The sequence below is a fragment of the Chania multitudinisentens RB-25 genome (assembly GCF_000520015.2).
Classification (GTDB): Bacteria; Pseudomonadota; Gammaproteobacteria; order Enterobacterales; family Enterobacteriaceae; genus Chania; species Chania multitudinisentens.
This window is the reverse complement of sequence record NZ_CP007044.2, coordinates 3,631,443-3,650,879: the sequence shown is the minus strand read 5'-3', so window position 1 is coordinate 3,650,879 and position 19,437 is coordinate 3,631,443. Positions and strand designations below refer to the sequence as shown.

19 protein-coding genes and 1 pseudogene are annotated in these 19,437 nt (G+C 49.4%); 10 read left to right on the top strand and 10 right to left on the bottom strand.

Annotated features, from left to right (window positions below; translation table 11 throughout):
* The first annotated feature begins 3 nt into the window (after nt 1–3).
* Both fdxH and fdoI read left to right on the top strand, forming a co-directional pair.
* Nucleotides 4–906, top strand: coding sequence for a formate dehydrogenase subunit beta (fdxH, locus tag Z042_RS15935; RefSeq protein WP_024910690.1), 903 nt, complete (start codon nt 4–6; stop codon nt 904–906).
* Complete coding sequence (gene fdoI, locus Z042_RS15930; protein ID WP_024910691.1) at nt 903–1,535, top strand: formate dehydrogenase cytochrome b556 subunit; 633 nt, start codon at nt 903–905, stop codon at nt 1,533–1,535. Before fdxH ends, fdoI begins: the two co-directional genes overlap by 4 nt.
* A 629-nt stretch (nt 1,536–2,164) precedes the next feature.
* On the opposite strand, the gene Z042_RS15925 is transcribed toward fdoI, so the two are convergent.
* The gene (locus Z042_RS15925) at nt 2,165–2,485 is read right to left on the bottom strand and encodes a DUF1493 family protein (protein ID WP_024910692.1); all 321 of its coding nucleotides are present in this window, start codon (nt 2,483–2,485) and stop codon (nt 2,165–2,167) included.
* Nucleotides 2,475–2,651: pseudogene (locus Z042_RS26890) on the bottom strand (STM2901 family protein); the annotation flags it as partial. The pseudogene Z042_RS26890 and the gene Z042_RS15925, both read right to left, overlap by 11 nt.
* 65 nt (nt 2,652–2,716) lie before the next feature.
* On the opposite strand from Z042_RS26890, the gene Z042_RS15920 reads away from it, so the two are divergent.
* Nucleotides 2,717–3,349, top strand: coding sequence for a YiiX family permuted papain-like enzyme (locus Z042_RS15920; RefSeq protein WP_024910693.1), 633 nt, complete (start codon nt 2,717–2,719; stop codon nt 3,347–3,349).
* Nucleotides 3,350–3,471: 122 nt separating this feature from the next.
* Here Z042_RS15920 and Z042_RS15915 read toward each other — a convergent pair whose 3' ends face one another.
* The 3 genes from Z042_RS15915 to Z042_RS15905 all read right to left on the bottom strand — a co-directional run bounded on the left by Z042_RS15915 (nt 3,472) and on the right by Z042_RS15905 (nt 7,114).
* Nucleotides 3,472–3,894: a DoxX family protein gene (locus Z042_RS15915; protein ID WP_024910694.1), complete on the bottom strand. Its 423-nt coding sequence runs from the start codon at nt 3,892–3,894 to the stop codon at nt 3,472–3,474.
* Nucleotides 3,895–4,017: 123 nt separating this feature from the next.
* On the bottom strand, nt 4,018–4,635 hold the full coding sequence (locus Z042_RS15910) for a class I SAM-dependent DNA methyltransferase (protein ID WP_024910695.1): 618 nt from the start codon (nt 4,633–4,635) through the stop codon (nt 4,018–4,020).
* A gap of 46 nt (nt 4,636–4,681) precedes the next feature.
* Nucleotides 4,682–7,114, bottom strand: a complete 2,433-nt coding sequence (locus Z042_RS15905; protein WP_037405900.1) for a DUF3772 domain-containing protein — start codon at nt 7,112–7,114, stop codon at nt 4,682–4,684.
* Nucleotides 7,115–8,147: 1,033 nt separating this feature from the next.
* Between Z042_RS15905 and Z042_RS26075 the strand changes: the two genes are divergently transcribed.
* From Z042_RS26075 to Z042_RS15885, 4 genes are all read left to right on the top strand, one after another.
* Nucleotides 8,148–8,324: a hypothetical protein gene (locus Z042_RS26075; RefSeq protein WP_154666978.1), complete on the top strand. Its 177-nt coding sequence runs from the start codon at nt 8,148–8,150 to the stop codon at nt 8,322–8,324.
* A 225-nt stretch (nt 8,325–8,549) separates the two neighbouring features.
* Nucleotides 8,550–9,566 carry an iron ABC transporter substrate-binding protein gene (locus Z042_RS15895; RefSeq protein ID WP_024910698.1) on the top strand — a complete coding sequence of 339 codons (1,017 nt, stop codon included), beginning with the start codon at nt 8,550–8,552 and terminating at the stop codon, nt 9,564–9,566.
* Nucleotides 9,567–9,646: 80 nt separating this feature from the next.
* Nucleotides 9,647–11,233 (top strand): ABC transporter permease, encoded by a 1,587-nt coding sequence (locus Z042_RS15890; RefSeq protein WP_024910699.1) that lies wholly within the window; start codon nt 9,647–9,649, stop codon nt 11,231–11,233.
* On the top strand, nt 11,230–12,267 hold the full coding sequence (locus Z042_RS15885; RefSeq protein ID WP_024910700.1) for an ABC transporter ATP-binding protein: 1,038 nt from the start codon (nt 11,230–11,232) through the stop codon (nt 12,265–12,267). Before Z042_RS15890 ends, Z042_RS15885 begins: the two co-directional genes overlap by 4 nt.
* 20 nt (nt 12,268–12,287) lie before the next feature.
* On the opposite strand, the gene Z042_RS15880 is transcribed toward Z042_RS15885, so the two are convergent.
* Entirely contained in the window at nt 12,288–13,253 is a 966-nt protein-coding gene (locus Z042_RS15880; protein WP_024910701.1) for a DMT family transporter, read from the bottom strand.
* A gap of 309 nt (nt 13,254–13,562) precedes the next feature.
* Between Z042_RS15880 and Z042_RS15875 the strand changes: the two genes are divergently transcribed.
* Entirely contained in the window at nt 13,563–14,096 is a 534-nt protein-coding gene (locus Z042_RS15875; RefSeq protein ID WP_024910702.1) for an SRPBCC family protein, read from the top strand.
* Between the two features lie 33 nt (nt 14,097–14,129).
* Nucleotides 14,130–14,558 (top strand): nucleoside triphosphatase NudI, encoded by a 429-nt coding sequence (nudI, locus tag Z042_RS15870; protein WP_024910703.1) that lies wholly within the window; start codon nt 14,130–14,132, stop codon nt 14,556–14,558.
* A gap of 74 nt (nt 14,559–14,632) precedes the next feature.
* On the opposite strand, the gene Z042_RS15865 is transcribed toward nudI, so the two are convergent.
* Nucleotides 14,633–15,502, bottom strand: coding sequence for a helix-turn-helix domain-containing protein (locus Z042_RS15865; RefSeq protein WP_024910704.1), 870 nt, complete (start codon nt 15,500–15,502; stop codon nt 14,633–14,635).
* Nucleotides 15,503–15,682: 180 nt separating this feature from the next.
* Between Z042_RS15865 and Z042_RS15860 the strand changes: the two genes are divergently transcribed.
* Complete coding sequence (locus Z042_RS15860) at nt 15,683–16,585, top strand: DMT family transporter (protein WP_024910705.1); 903 nt, start codon at nt 15,683–15,685, stop codon at nt 16,583–16,585.
* Between the two features lie 31 nt (nt 16,586–16,616).
* On the opposite strand, the gene rpe is transcribed toward Z042_RS15860, so the two are convergent.
* The 3 genes from rpe to Z042_RS15845 form a co-directional block, all read right to left on the bottom strand.
* Nucleotides 16,617–17,309: a ribulose-phosphate 3-epimerase gene (gene rpe / locus Z042_RS15855; RefSeq protein WP_024910706.1), complete on the bottom strand. Its 693-nt coding sequence runs from the start codon at nt 17,307–17,309 to the stop codon at nt 16,617–16,619.
* Complete coding sequence (gene rpiB, locus Z042_RS15850; RefSeq protein ID WP_024910707.1) at nt 17,306–17,752, bottom strand: ribose 5-phosphate isomerase B; 447 nt, start codon at nt 17,750–17,752, stop codon at nt 17,306–17,308. Before rpiB ends, rpe begins: the two co-directional genes overlap by 4 nt.
* Nucleotides 17,753–17,817: 65 nt before the next feature.
* Complete coding sequence (locus Z042_RS15845) at nt 17,818–19,404, bottom strand: PTS transporter subunit EIIC (RefSeq protein WP_024910708.1); 1,587 nt, start codon at nt 19,402–19,404, stop codon at nt 17,818–17,820.
* Nucleotides 19,405–19,437 lie beyond the last annotated feature (33 nt).

The following is a 19,437-nucleotide window of genomic DNA, read 5'->3' as shown; positions in this document are numbered from 1 at the left end:
CTTATGGCTTATCAATCGCAAGACATTATTCGTCGCTCCGCAACTAGCGGTTTCACTCCTGCGCCGCAGGCACGGGAACACCAGCAGGAAGTGGCGAAGCTTATCGACGTAACCACTTGTATTGGCTGTAAAGCCTGCCAGGTGGCCTGTTCGGAATGGAATGATATTCGTGACGAAGTGGGGCATAACGTTGGGGTGTACGACAACCCGGCAGACCTGAGCGCCAAGTCATGGACGGTAATGCGTTTCTCGGAAGTGGAACAGAACGACAAACTGGAATGGCTCATCCGTAAGGATGGTTGCATGCACTGTGCTGATCCTGGTTGCCTGAAAGCCTGCCCGTCTGAAGGCGCGATCATTCAGTACGCCAACGGTATCGTCGATTTCCAGTCTGAGCAGTGTATCGGCTGCGGCTATTGCATTGCCGGTTGCCCGTTCAACGTGCCGCGTCTGAACCCGGAAGATAATCGTGTCTATAAATGCACCCTGTGTGTAGACCGCGTCACCGTGGGCCAAGAACCAGCATGCGTGAAAACCTGCCCGACCGGCGCTATCCACTTTGGCTCCAAAAAGGATATGGTGGTGCTGGCAAGTGAACGCGTGGCAGAACTGAATACCCGTGGTTATAACAACGCAGGGTTATACGATCCCGTGGGCGTTGGCGGTACGCATGTGATGTACGTGCTGCATCATGCCGACAAACCGAATCTGTATCACGGCCTGCCGGAGAACCCGGAAATCAGCCAGACCGTGAAGCTCTGGAAGGGGATCTGGAAACCGCTGGCAGCGGTCGGCTTTGCCGCAACCTTCGCAGCAAGCCTTTTCCACTATGTTGGTGTTGGCCCGAACCGTGTGGAAGAGGAAGAAGACGAGCAGCATGAAGAAAATGACGAGGTGCACAAATGAAAAAACGTGACATCATTGTGCGCTACACGGCACCGGAACGCATCAACCACTGGATCACTGCCTTCTGCTTCATCCTGGCGGCGGTGAGCGGGCTGGGTTTTCTCTTTCCATCCTTCAACTGGCTGATGCATATTCTTGGTACGCCGCCGCTGGCGCGTATTCTGCACCCGTTCATCGGGGTAGCGATGTTTGCCTCGTTCATCATCATGTTTTTCCGCTACTGGCACCATAACCTGATTAATCGGGATGATATCTTTTGGGCAAAGAATATTCATAAGATCGTCGTCAACGAGGAGGTCGGGGATACCGGGCGTTATAACTTCGGCCAGAAATGCGTATTCTGGGCAGCAATTATTTTCCTGGTTCTGCTGCTGATCAGTGGGGTAATCATCTGGCGGCCATACTTTGCGCCTGCTTTCTCCATCCCGGTGATCCGGTTTGCGTTAATGCTGCATTCATTTGCCGCAGTGGCGCTAATAGTGATTATCATGGTGCATGTCTATGCCGCTCTATGGGTGAAAGGCACTATGACCGCGATGGTAGAAGGTTGGGTTACCAAAGCATGGGCAAAGAAACACCACCCACGCTGGTATCGTGAGTTAAAAGAAAAAGAACCGCCAACGCGTTAATCATGGGAATGGGTATACCTAAAGGCTGGTTTTTAGGCAGCCAAGTGCGTATGCCCATTCTCAGTGCCACCCATGTTGAGGCCCAGATAAAAAACTCACTAAGAGGAAGAAAATGGAACAGCTGATTACTGCTATTCTGGACTGTTATTTGTTTGTCAGTACCAAAAGAGGGGTCTTATATATGACTCTTTTTCTAGTATTAGTTTTCGTCATCATTGTGCTCTTGGCTTACTATCTCAGAAGATAGTTAATTGTTAACTTATTTTCATTTCCTCAGGCGCTACGCAGATAGTGTAAACGCTGGGTCTGATGCATTTTTGGCAGACCAGAGATGGCGGGCACCCACCTCTGGTTTAGATAGGCACCCACACTAATAGAATTCGTAAAAGATTTCCATATCCATCAGAATCTAACCAACTGGTTAAGTGAGTACATAACTTTAATCTCATAGCACCTAACGTAAGAAACGAGAGGGAGGTCAGAAATTACTAACGTATTGATTTATTAAAACTTTGATGTGGCATTAGCCATTACGGGTAATTTAACATAATATACATTATGCGAACCAATGTAGAAGTACGAGAAATCTGGTTATCTGGCGCGGTCACAGCGGTCACATATATCGTGAATCAGTCATAGAGCCAGCGACCTACTCTGGCGGACTCGATAAGCATACCGATGGTAAAATCCGGCACCTGAGGAATATCGCTTTTACGGAACGGATTGAGCAAATTTTTTAGCGATGGTTCTGGCGGATAGTAAGTTGTGATGGGAAAATTCCCGCGGTCAACACTAAACTTCAAGATCAGCGCCAGTGTTTTATCATCTTCCAGTCGCAGATCTGAATCCAGATCCGTTGTTGGTGTCAGTTCTTTTTTCTTAAAAAGGTAAATTCCATCATGGCTTCTTACCAGTTCGTAAATCCGCTGTTCAAGAGTATCACTTACCATATTTATCGTTTCCTCTGGCAATACGGTTGTAATCTCTTACTGTACGATATGCAATCTGCGACACATCAGAAGCCAGAATAATCCATCCGACAACAGGTATAGCACAACCAGTAGTTGATGGTGGGTATCCACCTATCACAGATGGTAACTGTATTCCCCAAGGAAACCCACTTCACAATCACCACACATAACCTTCATAAAATGCATACCATTCTAATTTTGAGGGATTGAATGATGCTATTTAACAAACGTCTAGGAGCTCTACTGTTTCTGGCAGTTTTTTTGTTAGCCGGGCTGGTCAGCCAGGCTCAAGAGTTGCCCAAAGTACAAGAAGGCGACATCATTTTCCAGACTTCGCGTTCGGCACAAAGCCTTGCCATACAACAAGCGACGGGTTCACGTTACAGTCACATGGGTATCATCCTACTGAGTAGTGGGAAGCCTTACGTTTTCGAGGCAGCAGCAACAGTAAAATATACACCGTTGTCTGCCTGGATAGACCGAGGCGAAAGAAAACACTTTGTCATCAAACGGTTAAAAAATGCCGGACACAGTTTGACGGCACAGGAACAATTACGCATAAATAAACAGGCTCAGCGCTTCTTAGGTATGCCTTACGATGCACAATTCTCCTGGTCAGATGATAAAATGTACTGCTCAGAGTTGGTATGGAAGATATACGATCGGGCGTTAGGCATACAAATCGGCAAGTTACAGAAAGTTCGTGAATTCCATCTTGACACCCCTGCCATAAAGCAGAAGTTGCATGAACGCTATGGAACACAGATCCCATGGAATGCAGCGGTTATTTCACCCAAAGCTATGTTTGAATCACCGTTGCTGGCCACTGTGATAGCAAATTAATGGTACTAGCGGGAAATTTCATAAAGTAGTAAAAATGACAGCCCTAATTGCAAACATGAAAAAATTGAGGGGCGAACTGATGCGCCCCCCCTATCGATTTAGCACTGTTTACCTGAACTGCCTTAACGCCAATTAGGATCCTTCATTACCGAGTAACGACCACTGCCAAGGAAAGCAATAGCCAACCCAGCAAAGAAATACACCGCCATATCTTCTGCTCCCCAGGCCCCTACTTTGGTCAGCATCAGCGCCTTGCCAGGGTCGATCAGCAGGTAAGCAGCCAGCATGGTAAATGAAAACACCAACGCTGCCGGGCGGGTAAAAATCCCCAGAATGATCAACAGAGGAGCGACTAACTCACCGAGAAAAACACCGTAACCGATAAACCCCGGCAGCCCATGCTGAGTCAGCAGACCTTGGATATAGTCAATGCCGCCGATTAATTTATGCCATCCGTGAAATATCATTAGAATGCTGAATGCCAAACGTAGGATTAACTTGCCCAGATCCGGGCGATCCATTACACGATTGAACCAATTCACCATGTTGCACCTATTAAGAGTTAGTGATAATCATAATCAATCTAATCCTAAGTTGCATTTTTACAAGCGGAATAAGTGGTAAATATTGATCCAACACAATAAACCGAGAGTTCGCAGATATACCCATCAATCATCATCTGAATCATGTTGAGCCAGCCAAACCGTGCGCCCGCGGCACTCGGGATCTTCAGCAATCATATCTATTACACTGAATCCATTATTTTTAAGCAATTGTCGATATTCTGCGGGTGCCAGGCTTGCATGATAGAGTTGCTCCCCTTCAAATACCCCTACCACCTCGCCATCACTGGGCCCACTGGTAAACATTAACACAGCTTTACTATTGGCATGCCGTTTGAATACCCTGAACATGTTGCGTTGGTCTTCGCGTGTCAGATGAAAAAAACTGTCCCATGCAATCAAACCATCAAATTTCTGATGTAATGCTAATAATCGCATATCTGCCACATTCCAGAGTTGTTCTGGAAAACGTTGCTGACAATGGCCAATCATGGATTGTGAGCTATCAACACCCACAACCTGAAAATTCTGCCGGATAAAATATTCCGCAATTGGCACCCCATTGCCACAGCCGATGTCCAAAATCTGCCCATTTACCGGTAACAAGTTCAAGAATTTGTCCAACCAAGGTTGTTCAAAAAGATCGGTCGATCTGAGCTGTTCCCAGTTATCAGCAAGTTTTTCATATATCGTAATGATATTTTTAGCCAAGCAATCTGTCATACCACCTCCTGTGCCCCCTGTTACTTTACGCCGATTGGCTGAGCGTTCAGGACGAGTGTTCTTCCTCTTCATCAACAAGATTTTTTGCCCGTTGCTTCATAAACACCACTTCTTTTGGGCTAGAGATATTCACCCGCTGTTCGCGCAGCGATTTGAGAATACTGAACAACAGATCGCTTTTCGTGGAACCGACCATACGCGGGCTGGCAACATAACCTGTCACGCTAAGGATAATGCCCTCTGGGCCGAGTTGGCTAAATCGCACATAAGGGGCTGGTGTTTCAAGAATAGAATCATATGCTCGGTAGGCACTCAGCAGAATATTACGCACCAACTCAGGATCAATATCCGTAGGGAATGTTAGCGCAATCGTCACAACGCCCTGCGCATTGCCCATCGTAGCATTGCGCACGTTCTGCGAAATGAGCTGTGAATTAGGTACGATCATGGTTGAACGATCGCTAAGCTGGATTTCTGTAGCACGTACATTAATGCGGCGAACATCTCCCTCCACACCGCCAATACCGATCATATCCCCCACTTTTACCGGGCGCTCCGTGAGCAGAATCAGCCCAGAAATAAAGTTTTTCACAATTTCTTGCAGACCAAAACCAATACCGACCGATAACGCACTGACAATCCATGCCAGATTGTTCCACTGGATGCCCAAGGCAGCTAACGTGATTAGAATGATTAGTACATAACCGACATTACTGAATAATGTGACCAGGGATGCACGTATCCCAATATCGCTGATCGTCTTTGGCAATAATTCATGGCTTAGCCAACGCTTTGTCACTCGCAGAATATAAATGCCAATCATCAGGCAAATCACGGCATTAAGCAGATTGCTCGGCACAATATTCAGCCGTTTTAGCCCCTCACCACTCAAAATTGTGATGATTTTTTCAATCAGTGAATTAGGGGTGGTGGTGCCGAATGAGCCGTTGATCAGCGCAACAATCATCAGTAACAGCAGTGAACATTTGGCGATGGCCGTAAAGATAATCATCAATTGTTCCAGATGACGATCTTTAAAGTTGAGAGTTTTCTTCAACGCCCGGCCGCTGGTTGTTTGCGATGAAAAAATAGCCGCGCAGAGATCGGTGGTGAATATCACCAGGAAATAAAACGCCATCAATACCAACGCGATCCAGATCAGCTGATAAGCCAGGAAACGAGCGAAAGCGACATAGCCAATCAGCAGTGAAAACAGGATCACCACAGCAGACACCAGGATCAGGATATGTGCCACACCATTAAGCGTGGAACGTTTCTCAATATGCGTACCGCTCAATTCTAACTGGCGGCGGATATAGTGCGCCCGCACGGGTATCACCAGCAGCAGCAGTGCCATTAATGCCGAAACCAACCCATTACCTAATACGGTGGTGCCCAAGCCAGCACCTATCACGTTATTGATCAGTTCAACAGTCCCAAAAGCCAGCGCCAGTACAGCAATCAGTGGTGGGAAATAACGCATACCGGATGCAATGGCATCATCCATCTGCGGCAAGCGCCATGATGGGCGGCTGAGCGAGAGATATGCCCGCCCTAACCCGGCAATCAGCGCACAAAAAAGCCCCAGTTGCATGAATCCATTTGAAAAATCCTGCACCTGCGGGGTAAACGGTTGAGCACGGGAAAAAGTGATTACGATCAGATTGAGTGCCAATTTGGCCGCAAATAGCGTAATCATGGCCGTGGCCAGTGCCATAAAACTACGGCGCAGCCGCCCATCGGGCAGATAACGAATACTCAACCAGGCAAGAAAACGTTCAACAATATAGCGCCCTAACGACCAAATAGTGGCGGCCAGCATCAGGAGCCCCAAAGTACCGTAACGCCAGCTTTCCTGCCAACTGTTATCCCAGGTCTGCTGCAATTGCTGAATGAATGCACTGAACTGATCCAGTTCTTCTGTCTGCATGTAAGTCTTTGGTGACCAGAAGTCGGAACTTAAAATACTGCCGGTATTCAACGCCAACTGAGTTTTGAATGCCACACGGCGTAGATCATTGATTTGCTGCCCCAGATCGGCAGTGCTGGCTTTGATGGCTTGCGAGCGTTTTATCGCATCATCCATCTGCTTTTTACTGCTATTGAGCGCATTACGTTGTTTGACCACGGCCGCTGTTTCCGCCATTGAACCCGGCGCAGGTTCTGGCCCAAGAACATCCAATTGTGCCTGTAGTTTTTCTTGTACTGGATGCAGCTCGGTAATCAATTTCCCCAGATCTGCCCCCAACATTTGTGTCGCATCAAACAGTTTGCTCAACTGACTATCCGTGTTGGCCTTAGATACCTGCTGTTTAATGGTATCCAGTTGTTTTTGATAGTTTTTTAATGCAGTTGCGACATCTGGCTGGCTGTCTTCAACCGCAGCCACCGGAGCCGCTACGCTGGTGTGTGTAACCAGAGGTAAGCCAAACAATATAGAAAAGATGAACAGGAGTATCGGTAAAGGCTTCATTATCATAACCGTGAATGCTCTGCTGGGGTTGGCGATCAAAAACATGCCACAGGCAGTACCATGATTTCAGCCTGCCTGATTAACAATAGGGCTGATTATAGTAATAAGCCATACACCGCAAAAGCTATATTCATCCGAGAATGCTGGCTGCAGCCCCTACAGGGCGATTCACATGTCCACATTGGAGTATTGCGGCTTAATCTGAACGGCAATCACATCCAGAACGAGTTCTTTGCCTATTTTTAGTGCTTGAACGGAGCGCTCAAACCAGATTGCGCCTCCTCCAAGTGGAGGACTATTATGTGTACTATTTGGCATTATCCTAATAGGTCTTGTTCTGGCTATATTTCCTTACAACACTCTACCGGTAATCTAGTAAAGCTTACTCTGAAAATGTTCCTATTTTAGACAGATGGTCAATATAGAAAAATACTCCAAATAAGCTGGCGTATTTTGAAAAAAATAATTCTGTGTAACGGTAATGATGAACGGTACGGATAGCGCACCTGGTGCACATTACCGGTACAGACCACATACTGTTAGCTTGGATACGGTAATAAGTCTTAGCCCCGCCCCGGGTGTCGGAAAATTCTTATAAAGTACATGTTTTAGTCGTGCAAAAAATATATTTAAAATTTTTAAGAAGTTACTGAAGGTAAATTTTTCACCAATAAAGCCTGCCTTAACGTTGTCTCCCTCAGAGGCTGCCAGGCCAGCAGCGCATGTTTGAGAGGTTCCATATAATCTCAGAAAGGCTATAAGAGTTATTAAGCCTGATCTTTCTCAAAAATAGATCGCTTTCCGAAGTTACCTTCAATAAATATCTTGATGAAATATTTCTACGCTATCGCCTCCAAATATCTTAAGATTTTTTAATGGGAATCATCTTAACTAAAATACCATGTTGATAAGAATAATTTCCGTGTATTATATTTTATGCTACACTGATTCTTACAAGTGATTTAGCTTATACTTATATTACAATGTAATTAAAAATTATTATTTTACAGTATGTTATAAAACAGGGAAATTACGTAGAATGGAAAATAGTGTACTTACCAGTGTTGAAGAACTGGTGCATAAAAAACATGATGGTGACATACAGTCTTTTGCTCAATTATACAAAACCAGTGTTTATAAAGTTCACGATTGGATACGCCGTGACGCACACATTATTAATGGAAAAATCTGTATTCCTACCAAACATTCAGCATAAAAACCTAAGTTAGGCTTGTGTGCCAATATGGCTTCTCCCCGGGTGCAAGCTGCCCGGGAAATTGTGTTTTCCCCTAAGTTTCATGCTTCCCCCTTCTTTTTCGGTCAGAAACATCCCAATGCGAATCATTTTCACTATCATTCGTAACGTTCTTAGATACAATTGGGTTGTTCGCGCTTACCTGGCGATGCTCGTTTTTTCTTCGAACACTAAAAGGATAACCGTATGAAATTGCGTTTCCCCTCTCTTGCTCCCCTGGCCTTGTTGGCTTCTTCCATGGTGCTGCCCTTCTCAGCCAGTGCTGCCAACCATGAGCAAGGTATCGTGGTTTATAATGCTCAACACGAGAACCTGGTCAAATCCTGGGTTGATGGTTTTACCAAAGATACCGGTATTAAAGTAACCTTGCGTAATGGTAGTGATAGCGAGTTAGGTAATCAGATAGTGCAAGAAGGCAGCGCTTCCCCAGCGGATGTTTTCCTCACTGAAAACTCCCCAGCGATGGTGCTTGTGGACAATGCCAAACTGTTCGCACCGCTGCATGCTGACACGTTAGCCCAGGTCGAACCACAATATCGGCCGGAACATGAACGCTGGATGGGGATCGCTGCTCGTTCCACGGTATTCGTTTACAATCCAGCCAAGATCAGTGAAGCACAGTTACCGAAATCTCTGCTGGATCTGGCCAAACCAGAATGGAAAGGCCGCTGGGCCGCCTCACCTTCAGGGGCTGATTTCCAGGCTATCGTCAGTGCGTTATTGGAACTGAAAGGTGAAGAAGCGACACGTGAATGGCTGAAAGCGATGAAAAGCAATTTTACCGCTTATAAAGGCAATAGTACCGTAATGAAAGCTGTCAATGCGGGTCAGATCGACGGTGGCGTAATTTATCATTATTACCCGTTTGTTGATGGTGCAAAAACGGGTGAAAACAGTAAAAACATCAAGTTACATTATTTCAAACACCAAGATCCGGGCGCCTTCGTCAGTATCTCAGGCGGCGGTGTTCTTGCTTCAAGCAAGCACCAGCAGCAAGCCCAAGAGTTTATGAAATGGATCACCGGCCCACAAGGCCAGGAGATCCTGCGTACTAACAACGCCTTTGAGTACGCCGTTGGCGTGGGTGCCGCTTCTAATCCGAAATTGGTGCCGCTGAACCAACTTGAGGCGCCAAAAGTAGAAGCGGCCAAACTGAACAGTAAAAAAGTCGTTGAACTGATGACCGAAGCCGGTCTGTTGTAAGGTTGTCTAACCCCAGGGATGCGCCTGGGGTTATAAACTTGCCTGCATTTGCAACTCTAGGTACAGAGTGTTTTAACCGTATGTCGAACATTTCTATCAATACTGTACAGGCCATACCGGGCGGTTCCGCAATGCGATGCTATCAGCAACGGCCAGGGCTGTGGATGGTGGTTGCCGCCGTATTACTTTCATTATTAGCTCTGTTGCCGTTAGGATTTGTCATTGGCGTTGCTATCAATACTGGTTGGCAAACGGTTAAAACCCTGGTTTTTCGCCCCCGAGTCGGGGAACTGCTGCTTAACACCCTGTTACTGGTTACTTTCACCCTGCCGATTTGTACGCTGTTGGGGGTAGCGCTAGCCTGGTTGACGGAGCGCACCCGCTTACCAGGGCGGCGCATCTGGGCGATTCTGGCTACGGCACCGCTGGCCGTACCTGCTTTTGTGCAAAGCTATGCCTGGATTAGCCTGGTGCCTTCTATGCATGGGCTTGCCGCTGGTGTGTTTATCTCGGTGCTGGCCTATTTCCCGTTTATCTATTTGCCGGTTTCAGCCGTGTTGCGCCGTCTTGATCCTGGGATTGAAGACGTTGCCATTTCACTGGGTACTCGGCCATTGGCGGTTTTCTTTCGGGTTATCCTGCCGCAGCTTAAACTGGCTATCTGGGGCGGCTCTTTGCTAATTGCATTGCACCTGTTGGCAGAATATGGGCTATACGCCATGATCCGTTTCGATACTTTTACCACCGCCATTTTCGATCAGTTCCAGTCCACGTTTAACGGCCCGGCTGCCAATATGCTGGCTGGGGTTTTGGTCTTGTGCTGCCTGGGGCTGTTGGTGTTGGAAGCAGTGACCCGTGGCCGAGCCCGCTATGCCCGCGTCGGTTCTGGCAGCGCACGCAGCCAGAACCCCTATCCGCTCAGCCCCCTCACCGCGGTGTTTTATCAATTCCTGCCTTTGGCGGTGACGGCTTTGGCTCTAGGCGTTCCTTTTATCACGCTGGTGCGCTGGTTATATCTGGGCGGTTTGCCTGTCTGGGAGAATAGCGATCTGTGGCCCGCTCTTTGGCAAACGCTGACGTTGGCTGCGAGCGGTGCCTTGATGATTACCCTGTGCGCCATACCAATGGCTTGGCTTTCGGTACGCTATCCAGCTCGCTTATATCGGGTATTGGAAAGTTGTAACTATGTGACCAGTTCATTACCCGGTATCGTAGTCGCCTTGGCGTTGGTGACCATCACTATCCATACCTTTCGGCCAATCTACCAGACCGAAATCACCCTGCTACTGGCTTATCTGCTGATGTTTATGCCCAGAGCCTTGATCAACCTGCGTGCCGGTATTGCACAGGCTCCGGTCGAACTGGAGAATGTGGCACGCAGCCTTGGGCGCTCACCGTTACAGGCACTGTGGAGCACCACGTTACGTTTGGCAGCCCCTGCTGCCGCAGCCGGAGCTGCCTTGGTGTTCCTGGCGATTACTAACGAACTTACGGCCACGCTGCTGCTTGCGCCGAATGGAACTCGGACTCTGGCCACCGGTTTTTGGGCGCTAACCAGTGAAATTGACTATGTTGCTGCCGCGCCTTATGCCTTAATTATGGTCTTATTGTCATTACCGCTGACTTGGCTTCTTTATTCTCAATCTAAACGCACGGCAGGACTATGAGCACGCTTGAACTCCATAACATTAGTAAAGCCTATAACGGGGTTGACGTTCTCGGCGGGGTGGCCCTTCGCGTGGATGAAGGCAGCCGTACCGCGATTGTTGGCCCTTCCGGTTCAGGGAAAACCACACTGCTGCGCATCATTGCCGGTTTCGAGGTCCCCGATCGGGGTCAGGTCGTATTGCAAGGCAAACCACTGGCTGGCGATGGTGTGTGGGTACCTGCGCATCAACGTGGGATCGGGTTTGTGCCGCAAGATGGTGCCCTATTTCCCCATTTCAGCGTTGCTGGCAATATCGGTTTCGGTTTGAAAGGCAGCAAGCGGGAAAAACAGCATCATATTGATAAGCTGATGGATATGGTGGCCCTGGATCGGCGCTTGGCCAAATTATGGCCGCATGAGTTGTCCGGCGGGCAACAGCAACGAGTGGCCCTGGCAAGAGCTCTGTCGCAGCAACCCCAACTGATGCTGCTGGATGAACCTTTCTCTGCACTGGATACCGGCCTGCGGGCGGCAACCCGCAAAGCGGTAGCAGAGCTGCTGGCCGAAGCCAGGGTTGCCTCGATTCTGGTCACCCACGATCAGGCCGAAGCCCTGTCATTCGCCGATCAAGTCGCGGTGATGCGTAATGGGCATTTAGCCCAGGTTGGTCAGCCACAAGAACTTTATCTGAGGCCTGTTGACGAACCCACCGCGGCTTTTCTAGGGGAAACGCTGGTATTGTCGGCATATCTGGATCAAGGTTGGGCGGATTGCATCTTGGGCCGGATTGCCGTCGACGATAGCCAACGCAGCGGCCACGCACGTATCATGCTGCGCCCGGAACAAATCCAGATTGGCCTCACGCCACATCTTTCTCTGCGCCAAGCGGTGGTCACAAGCATTGATTTTGCCGGTTTTGTTTCCACACTCAGCCTGCGGATGGCAGACAGTAACGAAACCGTAGAGATTAAAACCATTAGCCGTGAAGGTGTCTGCGCCGGTTCAATCGTCAGCCTGAAGATTCTCGGCCAAGCGCATATTTTTGCCGATTAACCCTTCCGTCACCGGAACCGTTATTCTTTTAACGCCAGTGTTACCACCACCGGTTCTGGTTTAATCCGCATGGCGTAAATCACACCGACAGTCAGGCAAATAATACCGCCCAAGATCAACAGTGGCGGCCAACTGTGGCGCAGCATGAAGGTGTAGGCCAGCCCGGCCAAAATTTCGAACACGATCAGCGGCCCAACCAGCACCGTTGGTAAACGTTGGCTCGCCTCATTCCAGCACAAAGCACCAATCCAGGAACACAGTACGCCAATAGTTATCATTAACGGGATAAAAACTCCCGGCCTTGGGCCGAATGGCAATGCAAACTGCGGCTGCATCAGTGCCAGCTGTCCACACACCAACAGATATCCCGCCAGTGCCAACGGTAGCGTCACAACCCCCTGCGCTGTTGCCCAGGTCATGGGCCGTTTATCTGGGTTTTTACGTAGCCAACGGGCGTTACGTAACGGAAACCACGTCCAGCAAGCCACGGCCAGCAGCGCCAACAACAGCCCGCTGATATAGCGCCAGATATCCAACGGGGCGCTATTGCTCGCCAATTCCGCTATGTTTACCAACACCAAGCCACAGGCCATCAGTACCAACGCTGGGGTGAGTTTGCGCCACGAAAGCCTACCGTCGTGATGGCCGTAAAACAGATTGGCAGCCACCGAAATCACCACCGGTAACGTACCAATAATCATGGTAGCAACCGGTGCACCAGTACGCTGAATCGCGCTGGCTAGGCACAGGTAATAAAGCAAATTACCTACAGCGCTCAGTTTCAACGCTTCCAGCCAGTCCTTAGAAGAGAGTTGCCGTAAACGGTGGCGATCAAGCCATGCCAACGGCAAAGCAATCAGCCCAAAAGCCAGATAACGCCCGGTCGATTGCAGTGAGGCCGGATAGTCTGGCACCAGCACCGGGCCAACGAAAATCAGCCCCCACATCAACCCAGCGGCTAAGGCAAACAACACGCCAAAAAACATAATAGCTCCATCACCAGCCCTGTTTATCTTCAAAGGGGGTAAATAGCAGAGTCAGTTGATTGCGTGACACTGTAACCCAGCATTCCCTTCCTGCAAGCACCACACCATACACTACTGCCAAGAATAGCGTCAGTCTCCGCTAAGATATTCAACAATCTTGAGCATAATCAGTATTGTTCTATAGTTATTAAATTATCTTCGTCATACAGGCTGAACGGCGCAAAGGGCTGGTTCTGCTAGTGCACATATTGATCAATCTTCGGGAATGGGCGGTTGACCAGCCAGCTTACATCCTGTTACGGAGTGAATATGAATGATTACGGTCTGATCATTGAACCCGGTACATTGCGCATTCAGCGGTTGTTACCGGGTACACTTGAACACGTTTGGGCTTATCTGACCGAATCGGACAAACGAGCCAGTTGGCTGGCCGCCGGTGACATGACGTTACAGAAAGGGGCCAAAGTTGAATTGTTGTTTTGTCATTCGAAACTGACGGATGAACCTGAGAATCTCCCGGCCAAATATAAACAGTATGGCGGCAACGTCGCTAACATTGGCCACATCACCTGTATTTTTCCACCGCGCCTGTTGAGTTTCACCTGGGCAGAGCAAAATGAAGGCCGCCCTTCTGAAGTGATGTTTGAACTGGTTGAACGTGGCGATAACGTGCTGCTGACGGTCACCCATCGCCGTTTACCGAACCGTGATACCATGCTCACCGTCACCAGTGGCTGGCATACGCATTTGGATATTTTGGTCGACCGTTTATTGGCACGTGCGCCCCGCCCGTTTTGGGCGACCTTCGCCAAAATGGAAGATGAATATCGGGTAAAGCTGTAGCTGGGCATCATCACGCTGAGGAATGGAGTCGCTATGCGTCAACGCATTATTGTTTGCCCGTTAATTGAGAACAACAACGCTTATCTGTTGTGCAAAATGGCGGCACATAAGGGAGTATTTCCTGGTCAGTGGGCACTCTCCGGTGGCGGTACGGAGCCCGGAGAAACCCTTGAAGAAGCACTACGCCGCGAAATCCGTGAGGAACTGGGCGGTGCCTTAGTGCTGGATCGCATTCAACCCTGGACGTTCCGCGACGATGTGCGGATAAAAACCTATGAAGACGGCAGCAAAGAGCAGGTCTACATGATTTACCTGATTTTTGACTGCCACGCGGCTAATCGTGAAGTCACCATCAACGATGAATTTGAAGATTATGCCTGGGTAAAGAAAGAGGATTTAGCCAGTTATGATCTGAATGAAGCGACGAAATACACGCTGCAACAACGGGGATTACTGAGCTGAATATCCGCTAAGCCAGTATAAATTGCCCCCGAACCTTCAAACGGTTGGCCACCAGTAGCTGTAATCTTTGGCGATCAGCGCTCTTGCTGCCTCAATTGCATAGGGGCGCAGCCATAGGCTGCTTTGAAGCGATTGCTGAAATGGCTGGCCGAACTGAAACCGCACTCCAGCGCAATTTGTGTCAATGGAATCAACGTATGGCGAAGCAGTTTTTCTGCCTGTTGTAAGCGAACCTGCATCACATATTGGTGGGGGGCCAACCCGGTACTGTGTTTAAACATGCGGGCAAAATGGAATTCACTTAACCCGGCCTGTTCTGCCAATTCGGCCAACAGCAGTGGTTGATCGAGATGGCCTGCCACGTACTCCCGCACGCGCTTCAACACGATAGGTGCCAAACCGCCGCGTACCGCCGGTAAACGCCATTGCAATTGGGTGTAATGTTGGAGTAAATGCGACATCAACAGCGTAGAAGCACTACTCAGCGCCAATTGATTGGCGCTGTCCTGCCAAGCACAGTTCAGCAAAAACTGACGATAAAGCAGCGTGATCTGTGGATCTTCCCCGAATGCCCGTTGTTCTACATTGATAGCCGCTGGGCTGCGATCCCAGATTTGCTCTGCCAAATAGCGCAAGTGCCGATCGGTACAATAAAGGTGTACAAAAGACAGGTTGCTGCGCACATCCCAGGTAGATTCGTACTGGCGCGGCATGATGCAGAAATGATCCGGCCCACCGCCGTTTTGCCAGCCACCGGGCACTTTCTGATAGCACTCGTAACCATCGGCAATATACAGGCTAAGGGTATGATGATCGGCACTTTCTTGCGTAATGCGATCGTGGTGATTTGACCAGGCCGCCAACTGCACTCCAGAACCCAATTGCACGCTGTTGTGCAACTGGGCTTTGTGTTGCCGCAGCGTTTCGAATGCCTGATAAACCATAACCGCTCCGCCTCAATAAGGAATCCTTGGCAGTTTAAAGAGTCGCGGCCCTTCCTGCCAACTGCCTCCGGCGCTTTTGCGAAAAAAAGCGCAAGAATATGCAATTGTGCGCAAAGTTCTGAAAGCACCACAGCGATAAATGGTAAATACTCCCGCTCAGGATAATCAATGGAGTGAACGATGAATACGCTGTTGTATCTTGCCGTGGTATTGATTTGGGGCACTACCTGGATTGCGATCGCCCTGCAACAGGAAAGCTCAGTGGCTATTCCGGTTTCTATCAGCTACCGTTTTCTGCTTTCTGCCGCAGTGATGTTCCTGCTCTTGTTGGCATTGCGCCGCCTGCGCGCCATCAGCCCACGCGATCATCTGTTTTGTCTGCTGCAAGGCTGCTGCGTGTTTGGCTTTAACTTTTACTGTTTTTACCATGCTGCGGCTTACATCAGCAGTGGCCTGGAGTCGGTGATTTTCTCAATGGCGGTGTTGTTCAATGCGGTCAATAGCATGATCTTTTTCCGCCAGCGCCCCAGCCCAAACCTGTTGCCTGCGGCGCTGTTGGGGCTCACCGGGATTGTGGCATTGTTCTGGCAGGATTTGGCGGCGACGCAGATGGCACCGGAATTGCTCAAGGGCATTGGCCTCTGCGCGCTGGGTACCTATGGCTTTTCACTGGGTAACATGCTCAGTACGCGGCATCAGCGCCGTGGGTTGGATATTCTCTCAACCAACACTTACGCCATGACCTACGGAGCGTTATTGATGGCAGCCATTGCGCTGGCACAAGGTGCTTCGTTCCAGATCGAGTTCACTTCCCACTACCTTGGTTCCCTGCTCTATCTGGCTATCTTTGGCTCGGTGATCGCCTTTGCGGCCTATTTCAGCCTGCTTGGACGTATTGGTGCTGGAGCAGCCGCCTACAGCACATTGTTGTTCCCATTGGTCGCGCTGACCATCTCAACGATTTATGAAGATTACCAATGGCACCTGAATGCGGTGATCGGCCTATGCCTGATTCTGCTGGGGAACCTGGTGATGTTTGCCAAACCAGGCATATTCACCCAGCGCTGGCGACATACGGCATAAAACGCCCGATAACAATCATCGGGCGTGCCGGTTAAGCAGATAAACACGCGTCGTGTTTTTTGGCGAGTGCAACCTGATCGGTGAGAATGTTCATGGCTTGGCGATAGGAGGTATCCTGGCGGAACAAACCCGCCGTACCCAGGATAAATATGTCTACATCGCTTCCCAACGCCCTCACCACTTCTGGAGAGATCGCCCCATCAATGGCAATCCGGGCATTGCTCTGATGCTGTTTAAGCATATTTTTGAGGCGTTTTACCTTGCTGAAAGAGGCCGGGATAAAAGGTTGCCCGGCAAAGCCTGGGTTAACCGACATCACCAGAATGATATCCGCAACGTCCAGAACCTCCTCCAAAATGCCCAGTGGAGTGCCAGGGTTCAGCGCGACGCCTGCCTGCATTCCGCGCTGGCGGATGTTACTCAGGGTACGGTGCAGGTGAATCGGGGCTTCGGCATGCACATACATAATGCTACAGCCTAGATCGGCGAATCGATCAATATAGGCATCGGGATGAGTCACCATCAGGTGGACGTCATAAGGAACCGTAGCCAATTTCGCGACGGCTTTAATGTCTTCCGGGCCGAGAGCAAAATTAGGCACAAAATGACCATCCATCACGTCAATATGAAACATTGCGGCTCCCGCCGCTTCAAGCTCAGCAAGTTCTTCGGCCAAACGCGAGAAATCAACGCACATCAATGAAGGGCAAAACAAGGCGGTCATATCTGTGTCTCCTCAATCGTAGCGATCAATTCCACTCGCTTTTGATGCCGCTCACCTTCAAATTCAGCCGCCAACCATTCATCAACAATCATTTTCGCCAATTCTGCGCCAATAACTCTTGAGCCAAAGGCTAATACGTTGGTGTTATTGTGCTGGCGGGATAATTTTGCCGAATAGGGTTCACTGCACACCACGGCTCGAATGCCGCGCACCTTATTGGCAGCAATAGAAATCCCGATCCCTGAACCGCAAATCAGAATACCCAGCTTCACCTCTCCAGAAACAACGGCCTCCGCCACGGCTTGAGCATAAATAGGATAATCAGTGCGGGTATCGTCGAAAGCGCCTTTATCGATAACTTTTATCCCACGGGCGGCCAGATGTTCAGTAATCGCGGGTTTTAAAATAATCCCAACATGATCACAACCAATAGCGATTTTCATTTTTCCTCTCTATATGCTCATAACAGCAGGTAAATCAATATGAGTCGGAGCTGTTCGCTCCTGGCTTACAAGGCACTCTGGAGGCAGTCTTCCAGGTTTGATTTAATCAGGGTGACGTGCGGCCCGTAGATAACCTGCACCCCTTTCCCCTTACGGATCACCCCTTTCGCTCCTGAGTTTTTCAGCATCTGGTCATCTACCCGGTTTTCATCAATCACCGTGATGCGCAGCCGAGTCGCGCAACAGTCGATGTCAGCAATGTTTTCTACTCCGCCCAAGCCGGACAGGATCAACTCAGAAACCTCATCCCCGCCGGGTGTGCCGCGAGCATCAAGATCCTTACGGGTATACAGTTTGGTTTCCTGTGAATCGTCTTCCCGGCCCGGCGTTTTGAAGCCGAAACGCGTGATGAGAAAACGGAAGCTCAGGTAATAGATAGGGAATAATGGGAGCCCGATCAGAATGGCGTTGACCCAGTGTGTTTTGGCATTTCCCTGCATAACGCCAAAGAGAATGAAGTCGATCAGGCTACCGGAAAAGGTCTGGCCCACGCCGACATTGAAGATATGGCACAGCATGAAAGACAGGCCAGCCAAGACACAGTGCAGGACATAAAGCAGAGGCGCAGCAAACAGGAAAGAGAATTCAATGGGTTCTGTAATACCGGTCAATACGGCGGTCAATGTGGCTGACAGCAGCAGGCCAAGCACCAGTTTGCGTTTTTCCGGTTTGGCGGTGTGGTAAATAGCCAACGCTGCGCCTGGGATACCAAACAGATAGAACGGGAATTTACCCGCCATAAATCGCGTGGCCTCAACGGAAAATTGCTGCGTGTTTGGGCTGGCTAATTCCGCAAAGAAAATATTCTGAGCCCCGGAAACGGTCACACCGTCAATGATGGCGGTTCCGCCAAGGCCGGTCTGCCAGAAAGGCATATAAAATACATGATGCAGGCCAAAGGGGATCAAAGCACGTTCAATCAGCCCGTAGATGAATGTTCCTGCATAACCGGCGCTATTGACCAACGCGCCAAGATGCAGAATACCGTTCTGTATCGCAGGCCAGATGAAGAACATCAGGATGCCGACCAGGACGTAGGTTAATGCGGTAATAATGGGAACAAAACGCGTGCCGCCAAAAAAGGAAAAAGTAGCGGGTAATTCAATACGATAAAATCTGTTATGGAGTGCCGCCACCCCCAGCCCTGCAATCACGCCACCGAATACGCCCATTTGCAGGGAGTTGATGCCAAGCGTCAGGCCAAGCGAGCCTTCTGGTAAAGCGCCTGCCGCCAGAAGGCCACGAATATCCAGCATGGCATTCATGGTGGCGTGCATGATAAAGAAGCCAATGGCTCCTGAAATTGCCGCCACCTCTTTTTCTTTTTTTGCCATCCCCATTGCGACCCCAATGGCGAACAGCACAGGCAGGTTGGAGAAAACGACGCTCCCGGCACTTTTCATTACCGTTAGCAAAGCGTGAAGTAATGTCCCATTACCCAACATGGCCTGTAGGTTATAGGAATCGATGGTTGTCTGGTTGGTAAATGATGCACCAATGCCCAATAACAGCCCTGCGACCGGAAGCAGGGCAATGGGCAGCATGAAAGAACGCCCTATACGCTGGAGGATACTGAAAAATGTTGTTTTCATAATAATATTCTCTTGCCTGGTGTGGGTACAACA

Coding starts and splice junctions, on each gene's coding strand:
- fdxH (WP_024910690.1), top strand. CDS start 4: ATGGCTTATCAATCGCAAGACATTATTCGTCGCTCCGCAACTAGCGGT.
- fdoI (WP_024910691.1), top strand. CDS start 903: ATGAAAAAACGTGACATCATTGTGCGCTACACGGCACCGGAACGCATC.
- Z042_RS15925 (WP_024910692.1), bottom strand. CDS start 2,485: ATGGTAAGTGATACTCTTGAACAGCGGATTTACGAACTGGTAAGAAGC.
- Z042_RS15920 (WP_024910693.1), top strand. CDS start 2,717: ATGATGCTATTTAACAAACGTCTAGGAGCTCTACTGTTTCTGGCAGTT.
- Z042_RS15915 (WP_024910694.1), bottom strand. CDS start 3,894: ATGGTGAATTGGTTCAATCGTGTAATGGATCGCCCGGATCTGGGCAAG.
- Z042_RS15910 (WP_024910695.1), bottom strand. CDS start 4,635: ATGACAGATTGCTTGGCTAAAAATATCATTACGATATATGAAAAACTT.
- Z042_RS15905 (WP_037405900.1), bottom strand. CDS start 7,114: ATGATAATGAAGCCTTTACCGATACTCCTGTTCATCTTTTCTATATTG.
- Z042_RS26075 (WP_154666978.1), top strand. CDS start 8,148: ATGGAAAATAGTGTACTTACCAGTGTTGAAGAACTGGTGCATAAAAAA.
- Z042_RS15895 (WP_024910698.1), top strand. CDS start 8,550: ATGAAATTGCGTTTCCCCTCTCTTGCTCCCCTGGCCTTGTTGGCTTCT.
- Z042_RS15890 (WP_024910699.1), top strand. CDS start 9,647: ATGTCGAACATTTCTATCAATACTGTACAGGCCATACCGGGCGGTTCC.
- Z042_RS15885 (WP_024910700.1), top strand. CDS start 11,230: ATGAGCACGCTTGAACTCCATAACATTAGTAAAGCCTATAACGGGGTT.
- Z042_RS15880 (WP_024910701.1), bottom strand. CDS start 13,253: ATGTTTTTTGGCGTGTTGTTTGCCTTAGCCGCTGGGTTGATGTGGGGG.
- Z042_RS15875 (WP_024910702.1), top strand. CDS start 13,563: ATGAATGATTACGGTCTGATCATTGAACCCGGTACATTGCGCATTCAG.
- nudI (WP_024910703.1), top strand. CDS start 14,130: ATGCGTCAACGCATTATTGTTTGCCCGTTAATTGAGAACAACAACGCT.
- Z042_RS15865 (WP_024910704.1), bottom strand. CDS start 15,502: ATGGTTTATCAGGCATTCGAAACGCTGCGGCAACACAAAGCCCAGTTG.
- Z042_RS15860 (WP_024910705.1), top strand. CDS start 15,683: ATGAATACGCTGTTGTATCTTGCCGTGGTATTGATTTGGGGCACTACC.
- rpe (WP_024910706.1), bottom strand. CDS start 17,309: ATGACCGCCTTGTTTTGCCCTTCATTGATGTGCGTTGATTTCTCGCGT.
- rpiB (WP_024910707.1), bottom strand. CDS start 17,752: ATGAAAATCGCTATTGGTTGTGATCATGTTGGGATTATTTTAAAACCC.
- Z042_RS15845 (WP_024910708.1), bottom strand. CDS start 19,404: ATGAAAACAACATTTTTCAGTATCCTCCAGCGTATAGGGCGTTCTTTC.